We start from the raw sequence: 13,427 nt of genomic DNA, 5'->3' as shown, positions 1-13,427 counted from the left end.
ATTGTGCTCAGGGGAGCCGGCGCCGGGGGCGTTGCGAATTGCAGTCTGATGGAGACTCGCCGTGAGTCTTTTGTGGCCGACTGACAGGATAGTGGCTTTTTGATATTTGTCTGGCAACTAGCGGCAACACAAGCTGTTGCGCTGGTGGTGGGGCTCAGGTCAGGGGCGCGCTGGGCTGTTGATCGATTTGCCACAGCAGGGCCCGTTCGAGCTTGAGCATCGCCTGTTCCAGGGCGGTTCTGCGCTGCATCAGGGTTTGCCTGTCCGCGCCCTCCAGAGCGGCCTGCTCAAGGGCTTCGCACTGCGCTTCAAGGTCTTTGGCCTGCACCATCAGCGCCGAGCCCTTGATCTTGTGGGCGAGTTCCGCCAGTGCCCGGGGGGGTGGCTCGCAGGGCAGGGCCATCAGTTGCTGGCGATCCCGATAGCTGCAATGCAGCAGTTCGGTGAGGATGCGCAGGGCGAACTGCGGTTTGCCACGGGACAGGGTGCGCAGGGCCTTCAGGCTGAACACGCCATTCCAGGGCCGCGGTTGCAGGCCCGCCAGTTTGTGACGCAGGGTCGCCAGGCCGACAGGCTTGAACAGGCAGTCATCGATGCCGGCCTGTTCGCACTGCTGTCTCTCTTGCGACCGGGGGCTGGCGGTCATCCCCAATATCCGGCAGGCCGCGCAGGGCTCCAGGCGTTCGCGCTCGCGGATGGCGCGGATCAGCTCGTAGCCATTCATGCCTGGCATATGGCAATTGACGATGAGCAGGTCGAAGAACCCCTTGCACCAGATCTCGAAGCCTTGCTCGACGTCTTCGGCGGTGCGGCAGCGGTGCCCAAGAAAGTGCAGTTGTTCGCTCAGCAGCAGGCGGTCCGCCGCATGGTCATCGATCACCAGTACGTTCAAGGCCCGGGTGGCAGGGGCAATAAGCGGCTCGACGATGGCTGCGGGTTTTCGCCGTGGCTGACAGGCCAGCGGCAACAGGACCCGGACTTCCGTGCCTATGCCCGGCTGGCTGGCCAGTTGCAGCGCGCCTTGCATGAGCTCGCAGAGGTGACGGCAAAGGGTCAGGCCCAGCCCTGCGCCGTCAGGCCGGGAAAGGGGTCGAGCCTGGGCCTGGAAGAAGGGTTCGAACAGCCTGTGCTGATCCTGCTCGTCGATGCCGATGCCGCTGTCCGTCACTTGCAGCATCAGTTGCACGTGTTGCGGCTGCGTGGCCGCTTGCAGGTCGAGATGGACCCTGATCTGGCCCTGTTCGGTGAACGTGATCGCGTTGTGCAGCAGGTTGCCCAGGACCTGCTTGAAACGCAGTGGGTCGAGCAGCACATCGACCGGCTCGTGGCTGGAGTGGAAGGTCGGCAGCAGCTTGAGGTGCTTCTCCCGGACCTGGCTGTCGAACTCGCTGACAACGGCTTCGACAAGCAGGCGCGGGTCGAGCCATTCGGGGTTCAGGGCCAGGCTGCCTGATTCGATGCGGGCGATATCGAGGGTATCGTCGACCAGGGCCTGCATCGTCCGGGCCGAGCGATAAGCCATTTCAATGACCGGATGGTCCTGGGACTGGCTGGCGGAGCGCTGTTGCAGCAGTTCCAGCGCACCGATCAGCGCATTCATCGAGCGGCGCAGTTCGTGGCTGGTGCTGGCCAGGAACGTGCTTTTCGCCAGGCTGGCCGCTTCGGCCTGTTGCCGGGCGGCCTCGAGGCTGTCGCTGAGCCGATGGCGTTCGCTGATATCGACCCAGCCGCCGATGATACCCCGGACCTCGCCGTTCGCGTCCCGATAGGGCAGGACCCAGTGCTGGACGGTCAGTTCCTGCCCGTTCAGGCGCAGTGGCCGGTCACGCAGCAGTGGGCGGTCTTGCGCCATGACGTGCTGGTAGTCGGCGTGATATTCGCGGGCCTGCCCGGGATCGTCCATGGCGCCCTGCAACAGGGTTTTGCCGATGAGCGCTTCGCGGTGGGCGGCGAGACTTTCCAGGTAGCTGGCATTGCAGCTTTGCAGCAGGCCCTGGCGATCGCGCACGTAGGTCGGATGCGGCACGCCGTCGATCCAGGCCTGCATGAATGCGAGCTGCTGCCCAAGATCATGCGCGGCCTGTTGCTGGCGGGCCAGGCGCCGGTGTAGCCAGGCATTCCAGCCCAGGGACGCCAGCAGCGGCACGCCAAGCCCCAGGCCAATGAGCAGGAGCAGCCTGCGATGGCCGTTATCGAGAGGTGGGGCGGCAGCCGATTCAAGACAAGGTGCCGTGTCAGTGCACTGAGGGGCGGATGTTACTCCGGACTCTCGTTGCCCGGCCTCGACCAGGCCAAGAAACAGCACCGCCAGAACGGTCGTGGCCGTCAGGGTTAAATAATAAGAAATGTGTTTGAACATCCTGTTTCTCACACCAGTTCGTGACGTTGTGCCAACTCGATAAGTTCCGCCATGGAAGTCGCGCGAAGTTTGTGCATGATTCTTTTTTTATAGGTGCTGACGGTCTTGCCACTGAGAAATATGCTGTTGGCTATTTGCGTACTGGTGCTGCCCTTGGCAAAAAGTTGCAACACCATGAGTTCCCGATCACTGAGCAACATCAGGCGGTTCAGTTCGTCGTTCGAAGTTTCATCCTGCCTTGGCGTTTGCAGGGCATGACTCGGAAAGTAGTTGTAGCCGCATAGCACGGCCTTCATGGCGCTGAGCACTTCGTTCAGGTCTTCCTGCTTGCACACATAGCCGCAGGCCCCGGCCTGCATGCAGCGCCCGGCGAACAGGGCCGGCGACTGCGCCGTCAGCACCAGCACCCGCAGCGACTTGTCCAGGGCGCCGAATCGCAACAGCAGCTCCAGCCCGTCGAGCTTGGGAATGCTGATATCGAGCACGATCAGGTCCGGCATGCTGTCACGGACCATCTGCAGAGCATCGACCCCGTTATCGGTTTCGCCGACGACTTTATAACCCTCATGTTCCAGCAACATGCGGATGGCCAGTCGGATAACGGGATGGTCGTCGATGATGAAAACAGAACTCATGGTCAAACCCGTGGGAATAAATACAGGGCTGGACCTTAGCGCAGGCAGGACAGTGGATATATGCGGGGTAAGGCGGGGTTGGGGACAATAAGGCAGTTCTTACATGAAAGACGGTTTCGGATTACAGCGGTTTTTCAGTTGAAAGTAGGAATGAGTATCCAGCCATGTAAAAGGTAAGGAGATGTTGGAGGTTTAGTGCACTTTTTCGCAGGGCAATAAAGGGCGCTGAGGAGGCGAGGGTGTTGGCCAAGGCTGCCCCCCGTTCATGGGGGGCAGCCGATTACGGAGCGCTTGCCTCAGGGCGCTTTCTGATCGATGCCGGCCTGCAGCAGCTGGCTGTCACTATGGCCGCCGACGCGCAGCGGCCCCAGGTTGAACGCCTGATCCTTCTGGGTGGCCTCGTCCTGCTTGCGGGTCAGCTCATCCTTGGCGCCGAGGGCCAGGTTGACCGGCGACTTCGACAGGTTCAGCCCGACGTCGGCGCGGTAATCCGTACCGGCCAGGGCGGTGGTGCTGACGGTCGAGCCGCCGAGGTCGACCTTGCCCTCGCTGGCGCCGATCCGCGCGCCGCTCAGGTGGGTCTCGCCCGACACCTGCAGGCTGACCCCGCGGATACCGCTAATGCCTGAAGCCTCTGCCACGCTGTCCTTGCTCTGACGGCTGACATTCAGGTTCAGGGTCGGCGTGTAGGAAGTGTTGCCGCTCTTGTCACCGAACAGCACGCCTTGCACGGTGTTGGTCAGCTTGCTGCCAGTGCCGGTTTTCTCGCTGACGGCGTAGCTGTCGCTGGTTTTCGGCCAGACCCGTTCCTTGAGGCTGGAGAAGCGATCGCCCAAGGCTTCGGTCTTGTCGGCGAGGTAGCCCTTGGCTTTGTCCACGCCGCGACCGAAGGCGCCCTTGGGTTCCGGGTTGACGTCATAGCTGCCGCTGCGGGTGAATTTCTCGCCCAGGCGTTCCTTGGCGATTTCGGCCTTGTTCACCAGGGTGTCCTTGGCCGCCACCAGGCGCTCGGTGCCCTTGTCGACGGCGCTTTCCAGCTTCTCGCGGTGCTTGTCGAAACTGCCTTCGGCCTTGGCCTGCAGCTTGTCCTTGAGCGGGCCGGTCTGCTTGGTCAGCTTGTCGACCACGCCAGGCTGGTTCTTCTCGGCGTCCAGGCGGGCGTCGAGGTTGACCGTGGTGCTGCTGAGCTGGTCCTTGCGGCTCTCCACCATGAGATCGCCACCGATCCGCCCATCGACCTGGTTGGCGTCGATGCGCGCCCCCGCCAGATGGGTGTCGCCGTTGCTGACGAGGGTCACCTGGTCGGCCTTGATCAGGCTGTTGTGCTGGGTGTTGCTGTGCAGTTGCTCGACGTCGATCTTGGCCCGGGCATGGATACCGCGATCGGTTTTCGGCGAGTCGTGTTCGCCAGCGTCGGCGCGGGTGGTCTTGCCGCCATTGCCGCCGGCGCCCAGGGTCAGGCCCCAGTTGTTGTGGGCCTGGGTGGATTGCGCCGACTCCTGGTAGATCCCGCCCCGGTCAGCGCTGAGGATGACGTTTTTGGCCTCGACCTGGGTACCCTGCAAGTGCAGCGCGGTGTTGCTGTCGGAGCCGCTGGCGAGTGTTACCTGGCCATTGCTGTGCAGTTGCCCGCCGGTCTGGCTCTGGTCCTGCTCCGAGACCCGGCCGATGTTGAAGTTGGCGCTCAGGTTGGCGCTCTTGCCGCTGCTCTGCTCGCTGCTGGTCTTGCTGGCGCCGCCCGTCAGGCCGCCACCGAGGTTGCTGCCCTGGCTGCTGTGGGTGTCGACCGCGGCCTGCAGGTCGAGTTTGCCGCCGGCGTTCAGGCTGATGTCGCCAGTCTTGGCGGTGTTGCTGCCGATGGTGGTGCCCTGGAGGATCAGATCGCCGCCGCTGGACAGCTCGACCGGGCCCTTGCTCTGGATGGTCGCAACCCGCGCCTGGCTGTCCTGCTGGTCCAGGCGCTTGTGGTCCAGTTGTACGCCGGCACCGAGGTTGAGGTTATTGCCATTGGCGCCCGGGGCGCTGCCGACGGTGAGCGAGGCATCGCCGCGCAGGCTGGAGTCGCTGCTGTTCTGGCGGTCATTGGCCTGGTTCAGCGCCAGTTCGCCGCCAGCGTGCAGTTTGACGCCGGCTTCGCCGCCATCGAAGCGGCTGCCTTCATACTGGCCATCGCCGCTCAGCGCGATGTCCACGCCCTGTTTGCCGACATAGCTGCCGACCACCGCCTTGCTGCTGTCGCTGCGCTTGTCGCTGCTGCCGCCGGCGCCGCTACCACGCAGGTTCAGGTCTTCGCCGGTGGTGGTGTAGACCCGCACGCCGGCCTTGGCGTCCAGCGCCTGTTCGCTGCTGCTGTGGGTATCGCTGGCGGCCTTGGTCACCTGGCTGCCCGCGTCGATCTTCAGTGCGCCTTGGGTGGCCTCGTAGCGGCTGCCTTCATCCTGCAACTGGCCGGCTACCTTGACCTCGACCTGGCCACCCTGGAACTGGCTGACCACGGCGCTGCTGCCTTGCTCGGTGTGCTGTTTGTTCTGGTGGCCGACTTCCACGTCCAGGCCGACATTGGGTTGTTCCAGGGCATCGAGCAGGCCCGGTTGATGGAACTTGCGCTGGGCCACGCCTTCGATGGCTTTTTCCACGGGGCGGGTCAGGCCCTTGTATTCGACGTTGGCGCCGACATCGGCGCTCCAGGTGTTTTCCTTGTGGCTAGTGGACTCGCTGTTGTGCGCCGCGCGGTTGTCGACCTGTTCGGCATTCACCAGCAGCTTGTCGCCGGCCTTGACCTGGGCGCCCTCGGTCACCAGGGTGTTGCCGGCCTTGATGGTCAGGTTGCCGCTGGCGGTGATGCCGGTGGTGTTGGCTGTGCGGGTGTCATGGGTGTCCTGGGTGCTGCTGTGGGCGAACTCCACACCGTTGCCCGCGCGGTCCAGGCCGCCGGTGTAGTAGAAGCCGCCGCCGGTGGTACGGGTGTCGGTGCTGCTGCTCTTTTGGTCATGATCGGCCAGCAGTTCGACCTGCTTGCCGCTGAGGCTGGCATCGCCGTGGGTGGCTTTCAGGTCGCTGCCCTTGATGCTCAGGTCGCCGCCCGCGGCGACTTGCAGGCTGCCGCCGCTGAGGCTCGAACCCTGTTGCCGGGTGTCGTCGGTCTTGGCCGCCTTCTGCTGGTCTTCGTAGCGCACGCCGGCGCGGTATTGCCGGGTGCCCGGGGCATTCTCCTTGGCATAGGCGTCGAAGCCACGGGTGTGGGTGGTGCTTTCGCTCTGCGAGGTGTTTTGCGCCGAGTCGATCTTGATATCACCGCTGGCCTCGGCCTTGAGCTCGCCGGTCGCGGCCACGTGCGCGCCGCTGATGGCGATGTCCTTGGCGCTTTGCAGCTTGAGGTTGCTGTCCGAGCGCAGGTCGCTGGTGACGGTGGTGCTGTCCTTGCGGTTCTGCCGGCTTTCGTCCTTGGTGATGCCGAAGAACTTGCTGTCCTTGCTGTAGCTGTTGTCGTGGGAGCGGTCCTGCACGCCATCGATGGTCAGCGAACCGTTTTCGCTGATCACGCTGGCCTGTTTGCCGCCACGGGCCTGGCTGCCGCTGATGCGGACTTCGTCGGCCTGGACGATCAGGTTGTCCTTGGCGTTGACCTTGCTGCCCTTGTTCAGGGTCTTGCCCTTGTCGCCGTCGCCGTTCTTGCCGAAGAAGCTGCCGCCGACCAGGTCGCCGGAGTAGGACTTGTCGCTGTTGCTCTGGGTGCGGCTGGCACTGGTGATCTCCACCTGGCGCCCGGTCAGCTTGATGTTGTTGCTGGCCAGTTCGGCTCCCTGCAGTTGCAGCTGCTTGCTGCTGGTCAGTTGCAGGTCGTTGCCCGCCTGCAGCTGGCTGGTGATGCTGCGTTGCTCGCTGCTGGACTTGTCCCAGTCGGCTTTCCACAGGTGCTTGCGGTGGTGGCCCTGGTCGCGTTGTTCGTGGGTTTCGGTGGCGGCGGTCAGGCGCAGGTCGGCGCCGCTGTCGACCGTCAGGTTGTTGCCGGCCTTGATCTGGCTGGCCTTGAGTTCGGTGTTGGCGCGGGCCTTGAGCTCGGCATCGCGGCGGGCGGTCAGCTGGTTGCCGTGCTGGCGGCTGTCGCTGTCGGTCAGGGTGCGGTCGTAGGTTTCCCAGGTGATGCCGATGGTGCTGTTGCTCCACTGCTCGCGTTTTTCCTGGAGCTTGCGGCTTTCGATGGCGCTCAGGGTGAGGTTGCGTCCGGCATCGAGCTTGATATCGCGGGCGCTGACATCGGTGGCGGCGAGGGTCAGGTCCTGGCCACTTCGCAACTGCACGTCGCCCTGGCTGCTGTGCACGCCGGCACGGATGGCGTCAAGGCTGTCGGGCCTGGCCTGGCCGCTGATGTGCAGGTCGCCGGCGGACGCGATATCCACCCCGTCGCGACCTTTGACCTGCACCGCGCCGACCCGCACTCCGGCGCCTTCGGCGGTGCTGACAATGTTGATGCGCCCGGCCTGCATGGCGCCGAACAGGCTGGCGTCGATGCGCTGCTCCTGGGTATTACCGGCCGGGTCGGTGCTGAGCACCTTGCCGCTGGCCGGGTCCACGCGGTTGCGTCCGACAGTGAGGTTGAGCTGGTTGCCGGCGGTGATGTCGCCCTGGCTGTCGATGCGCGGGGCGATCAGGTTGATGCTGCCTTTGTCGTTACTCAGGCCTCGGCCCTCGACCGTCAACTGGCCTTTGGCGTCACCGGTGCTCAGGGCTTGCAGCTTGCCGTCGTTGAGCTCGGGGCGACCGACCAGCAGGCTGGCGTTCGGCGTGTTGATGAAGCTGCCGCCGTTGACCGAGATGCCGTTGGGGTTGGCCAGCACATAGTCGGCGGCGCGGCCGAAGATCTCCTGGGTGCCGTTGAGCGCCGAGGCGTTGCGGCTGATCACCTCGTTGAGAATCACGCTGGCGTCCTGGCCGTGGAACTGCGGGTTGGCGGCCAGCTGCCCGGCCAGTTGCGAGGCGCCGGATTGCAGGGAGTTGTTCAGCACCACGCCCTGGCGATCGACGTTGTAGTCGAGGAACTGGTTATGGGAGAGCCCGGCGCCGTTGGGCGCGACGATGTTGACGATCGGCACGCCGTTCTGGTTTTGCAGCTGCGGGATACCACCCGGCCCCGGGGCCACGGTGATACCGCCGGCCAGTGCCTGCGGCAGATGGGAGACCAGGAGCAGGCTGGCGATGGCCAGGCGCAGTTTGCCCCTGGGGGACAGGTGAAACACAGATGTGTTGTCGGGCATAAGAAGCTCTCTATGTGTGGGCCGAGTGGCGGTGCGCGCTGTTCGTTGCAACGCTGCTGTGGTGTTCAGGCTCGGCTGTTTTTTTCAGGCTGATGCACGGTTCGCGGGACCTCAGATCTGCACGCTCAGGCGGGTCAGCCAGGCGGGCGATTCATGGTGAAAACGCTGGGGTGTTTCCAGGCTGTGCTGGTAGTCGACATCGACTTGCACGTTCTTCCAGCTCAGGTTCAGGCCGATGCTGGCGCTGCTCAGGCGCTCGCTGCTGGCGCCTTCTTGCGCCTTGATCCGGCCGTGGTCGAAGGCCAGGCGCGGGGTCAGCTTGACGGGCGCATCGTTCTGCAACGGCAGGCGCAGGGTGTTGCGCCAGATCCCGCCGATGGCGCCCGAGGCGCTGTTCTCGCGATAGCCGCGCACGGCGGAGTCGTCGGTACCCAGCAGTTGTTCGATGGCCGGCAGCGGGTCGGGGCTGTACTGCAGCGACAGCTGGCTCTGCCACTGCCAGGGCTGGCTGCCGAAGTGGCCATTGCGCCATTGGCTGAGGCTGGCGCGGTACTTGCGGAACTGCGCCTGCGGCAGGTTTTTCTGCACCTGTTGCGAGTCGCGGTCGGCGCCGAACCAGGTCAGGCCCTGGGCGTAATTGACATCGAGGTTCCACACCGCGCTGTCGAGCCAGAACAGGTTGAGCCCGGCTTCGGCCACGGTCAGGGTCGGGCTCTGGATGCCCAGGCGGACTTTCTCCAGGTAGCTGTCGACATCCTTGTGGGCCAGTTGCAGGTTGGCGCTCAGCTGGTGCCCCTGGTCGCGCCACAGCACGCGATCGGCGCGCAGGCTGAGCAGGTCAGTGCGCCCGCTGTTGTAGAAGGTCACGCTGCTGAGCTTGAACGGCGCCCGGTACTCGGCATGGCTGGCGAACAGGCTGTAGGTCCAGTAGCCGTAGGGGATCGAATAGAAAACGCTGGCGCTGCGGCTGTAGCGCGGACCGTGATTGAGGGTGTCGCTGAAGTTCAGGTTGAGCGCGTCGTTGAGTTGCAGCGGGCTGTCGAGGCTCAGGTTGACGGCGTTGCGGTCGCGTCCGGTACTGGCGCTGCCGAGGTTATCCACACCCAGCCCGAGGGCCCAGCGCGAGGCGCCGCTGCTGCGCGAGCGCAGGATGATCCGCGAGGCGCCGGGCTGGCTGCCGGGAGCGATATCGGCGGTCAGGTCCAGAGAGCGCAGGCGATTGAGCTGGTCCAGGCCCTGTTCCAGGTCGCGCAGGTTCAGCGGTTCGCCGAGCATGCCGGGAAAGGCCCCGGCCAGGGAAACCGGCAGGCTCTGGTCGGCCAGTTCGACGGCCTCGACATAACCTTCGTCGACCACGATATCCAGCGAGTGGCCGGCGGCGGGAGCGCTGCTCAGGTAGGGACGGCTGGCGATGTAGCCGGCCTCGACATAGATCCGGGTGATCTGCGCCAGCAGGCGATTGATTCCGTTCACCCCCATGCAGGGCGCGATATAGGGTTCGAGCTGGCGGTTCAACTGGTCTTTCTTGAACAGCGTGACGCCGGCGATCCGTGTGCCGCTCAGGGCCCAGCACTGTTCATCCTGGCCACCCTGGGCGGTTTCGGCGGGAGTGACCGCGGGGGGCCCGAAGCTGCCGCGCTGCAACTGGCGCTGGCGCTGTTCCAGTTGCAGTTGTTGCAGGTCGCGCTGTTGCTGTTGCTGCAGGCGCAGGGCTTCCTGACCCGGTTGTGGCATATCGGCGGCGGCCACCGGCAGGGACCCGGCCAGCAGCGAGAGCAGCAACCAGCGGTGCAGGCTGGTATGGCAACTTGGGTGACTTGAGGACGTATGGGGCACTCGACATCCTTAACGGTGAAAAACGGACGAGGAAGTGCGGGAACAACTTATCGACACGGATTCATTCCGTGTATCACTTCCATTTTGACGCTTGAGTCCTGGGCGTGCTCTTTGTTACAGCGAGGGGTGAAATTATTTTCGAACTAACCGTTGGCTTGAAGTTTGAGCGAAGGTACTTAGTTTGCTTGCTATTTGTTTTGCCGGCGATCATCCGGCGTAGGGGCATGAACGGGGAACGATCTATCGATGCGTGAAATTAACCTTGTTAAGCCATTACGGTTCGAGACTAGCGGAAACGATAAAGTTGATTTGTACGGAATTTGTAATCGAACGGGAACCTGCACGGGCCTTGTGTTGCAAGGGGTTTGGTCCGGCGGGTGAGCAGATGTATCGAAAGGTAAAGGTAGGATGTCTGGTTGTTTCGTTAACGGTCTGTTTAATTCAGGTTAGTTGGATTGATTGTTCAGCTACATATATCGGTCACTATCGCTAGTTATAGAGAAAGTGCTCTAGGTGCTGAAGACTACCTGGAATAGTGTCAAGACTTGATGGATGTCTGGTGAACGAGGTGGAAGTGAAGATGCAGTCGAACAGTGCGCAGAAGGCAGCTGATCAAAGTTTAAATAACGATTGCATCGGGATATTGCCTGATAAGGGACTAGGGGAATCCCTTAGTTGCTGACTGGCGAGAAACCGCTCGAACGGCCACCTCGATAACGCGAGGTAGCCATTCAACGACGGGTCATTGCGGGCTGGAACGCCCGGTCATTTCCCGGGCCATTTCGCTGGCGTAGCTGTCGGTCATGCCGGCGATGAAGTCGATCATGCGTAGGAAGGAGGCGTGCAGCGAACCGTTCGGATCCGGCGCGTTGTTGCCCAGCAGGTCGAGGATCCGCCGGTTCTTGAACGACGGCGTGCGTCCGCCGTGCTGTTCCAGCGCGGCGCCGCAGAACGAGTTGAGGAGGATTTCCAGGGTGGTGTAGGCACCGATCTCGTGCAGGGTCTTGCGCTTGTCCTGGAAGATCTTCTTGCGCGCGATGTCCTTGGCATTGAGCACGCAACGCTTGGCCGGGCCGTGCATGTGCTCCACCAGATCGCCCGGCAGGGTGCCGCTGAGCAGGGCGTCCTGCTGTTCGACGAAGGCCCGGGCGGCGGCGTTGGTCAGGTGTTCGATGGCCTTGCCACGCAGGATCGCCAGCTTGCGCCGGCGCGAGTCCCGCGGACCGAGCTGGCGATAGGTTTCCGGCAGGTCATCGCCCACCAGCCCGAGCAGCAGCGACTCGACTTCGGCATAGTCGAGCAGTTCCATCTCCAGCCCGTCCTCGAGGTCGATCAGGGCGTAGCAGATGTCATCGGCGGCCTCCATCAGGTACACCAGCGGATGGCGGGCCCAGCGTTGTTCCTCGAGTTGCGGCAGGCCGAGCTTGTTGGCGATCTGTTCGAGCAATGGCAATTCGCTCTGGTAGCAACCGAACTTGTGCTTCTTGTAGCCCAGGGAGTCGGCATGACGCGCGGTCCAGGGGTACTTCAGGTAGGTGCCGAGGGTGGCGTAGGTCAGCCGCGTGCCGCCGTCGAACTGGTGGTATTCCAGCTGGGTCAGCACCCGGAAGCCCTGGGCATTGCCTTCGAAATTGAGGAAGTCGTTGCGCTCGTTTTCGCTCATGGCGTCCAGCCAGCCGCGCCCGGCGGCCTGCTGGAACCAGTGGCGGATCGCATCTTCGCCGGAGTGGCCGAACGGCGGGTTGCCGATGTCGTGGGCCAGGCAGGCCGATTGCACCACCATCCCCAGGTCGCTTGGTTCGCACCACTCGGGCAGGGCGTCGCGAATGGTCTCGCCGACCCGCATGCCCAGGGAGCGACCGACACAGCTGACTTCCAGGGAGTGGGTCAGGCGCGTGTGGATGTGGTCGTTGCTGGACACCGGGTGCACCTGGGTCTTGCGGCCCAGGCGGCGGAAGGCACCGGAGAAGATGATGCGGTCGTGGTCCTTGTGGAAGGGGCTGCGACCCAGCTCTTCGGAGCTGTGCAGCGGTTTTCCGAGGCGTTCGCGGGTAAGCAGGGTATGCCAATCCAAGGCGGGTCTCTCCGTCGAATGACTGATGGGCTAGCTTCCCGGTTCGCGCCAGCGCCTGCAAGTGGAACTAAAGCCCCGCGGCATCGATATCGATCAACAGCAGGCGCTGGCCATTGTCGAAGAACTGCCCGGCAGTCAGGCAGTACTGGTTGCTGGTGGCGTCGCGGTAGGTGTTGGACAGGGTCAGCCGCCGCTCGTCCCAGCCTTCGGCCAGCAGGTGGTAGAAGTACGGACGCCACGACCAGTTGTGGCCGACATAGCTATGGTCGGCCTGCCAGCGGTCGTGGCGCCATTCCAGGTTCGGCGTCAGCTGGGTGCCGTGGCGATCGCATTGATAAAAGCGCAGCAACCAGGGAAAAGCATCCAGCTGCGGCAACCGTTCGATCGGGGCCTGGGCCCAATCCTGTAGCAGGGTCATCAGCTCCGCGAGTTGATGGCGCATCTGCATCAGGTGTCCGCGCTCGGCCAGTTTCTGCTGCACATAGCGCTGGCGCGCCCGGGCAAAAGGCGCGACGAAAGCATCGCTGGCGAAGAACGCCTGCTCGGCCCGGGCAAACAGGAAACCCTGGACATACCGCGAGCCGCATTCCAGGGCGAAGTTGAGTTCGGTTTCGCTCTCGACCCCTTCGGCGATGATCCAGCAGCCGGTCTTCTCGGCCATCTGCGCCAGGGCCTTGACCACATCGCTGCTGGGCCCGCCACGGGCCGCGGCCTGGAACAGGCGCATGTCGAGCTTGAGAATGTCCGGTTGCAGGGCCAGCACCCGGTCGAGCTGGGAGTAGCCGGCGCCGAAGTCGTCGATGGCGATGCGCGCGCCGGCTTCGCGGTAGCGCGCCACCACTTCGCTCAGGCGCTGGCTGTTGCCGCTCAACTCGGTGATTTCGAAGACCACGCGCCGCGGATCGACGCCCTGTTGCTGCAATTGCCTGAGGCTCGGCAAGGGTTGGCCGGCGCGCAGGCGGCTGATCCAGCGGGGCGAGATGTTGAGGCTCAGGAACCAGTCCGCGGGCGCTTCATGCAGGCGGCTCAGGGCGTCGGCGCGAATCAGCCGGTCGAGCCGGCGCAGGGCGGTGGAGGAGGTCCGGGGATCGTTGAACAATGGGCCGACCGACAGCAGCTGGCCGTTCGGTTGGCGCAGGCGGCCCAGGGCTTCGACACCGGCAATACGGCCAGTGGCGGTATCGATGAAGGGTTGAAAGCAGGCAAGCGGTTGCCCGTCGATCACGGGGCCTCCTTGGTTGATCTTGTTGATCTTGGCGGCGCGCCGA

The 13,427-nt window shown here is 63.8% G+C and carries 6 protein-coding genes; all 6 read right to left on the bottom strand.

Annotation, left to right across the window (positions count from 1 at the left end; genetic code table 11):
* Positions 1-154 precede the first annotated feature (154 nt).
* The 6 genes from H0I86_RS21495 to H0I86_RS21470 all read right to left on the bottom strand — a co-directional run bounded on the left by H0I86_RS21495 (position 155) and on the right by H0I86_RS21470 (position 13,384).
* Entirely contained in the window at positions 155-2,146 is a 1,992-nt protein-coding gene (locus H0I86_RS21495; protein WP_258019356.1) for an ATP-binding protein, read from the bottom strand.
* A 221-nt stretch (positions 2,147-2,367) separates the two neighbouring features.
* Positions 2,368-2,994 carry a response regulator transcription factor gene (locus H0I86_RS21490; protein WP_180922113.1) on the bottom strand — a complete coding sequence of 209 codons (627 nt, stop codon included), beginning with the start codon at positions 2,992-2,994 and terminating at the stop codon, positions 2,368-2,370.
* Between the two features lie 296 nt (positions 2,995-3,290).
* On the bottom strand, positions 3,291-8,249 hold the full coding sequence (locus H0I86_RS21485) for a hemagglutinin repeat-containing protein (RefSeq protein ID WP_180922112.1): 4,959 nt from the start codon (positions 8,247-8,249) through the stop codon (positions 3,291-3,293).
* A 111-nt stretch (positions 8,250-8,360) separates the two neighbouring features.
* The gene (locus H0I86_RS21480; protein WP_180922111.1) at positions 8,361-10,085 is read right to left on the bottom strand and encodes a ShlB/FhaC/HecB family hemolysin secretion/activation protein; all 1,725 of its coding nucleotides are present in this window, start codon (positions 10,083-10,085) and stop codon (positions 8,361-8,363) included.
* A gap of 742 nt (positions 10,086-10,827) precedes the next feature.
* Positions 10,828-12,159, bottom strand: a complete 1,332-nt coding sequence (locus H0I86_RS21475) for a deoxyguanosinetriphosphate triphosphohydrolase (protein ID WP_180922110.1) — start codon at positions 12,157-12,159, stop codon at positions 10,828-10,830.
* A 67-nt stretch (positions 12,160-12,226) separates the two neighbouring features.
* Positions 12,227-13,384, bottom strand: a complete 1,158-nt coding sequence (locus tag H0I86_RS21470; RefSeq protein ID WP_180922109.1) for an EAL domain-containing protein — start codon at positions 13,382-13,384, stop codon at positions 12,227-12,229.
* Between the last annotated feature and the right edge of the window lie 43 nt (positions 13,385-13,427).

The sequence above is a fragment of the Pseudomonas chlororaphis subsp. aurantiaca genome, assembly GCF_013466605.1.
Classification (GTDB): domain Bacteria; phylum Pseudomonadota; class Gammaproteobacteria; order Pseudomonadales; family Pseudomonadaceae; genus Aquipseudomonas; species Aquipseudomonas chlororaphis_I.
Note: the sequence above shows the minus strand (reverse complement) of the source record. Positions and strands in the feature narration are given on the sequence as shown.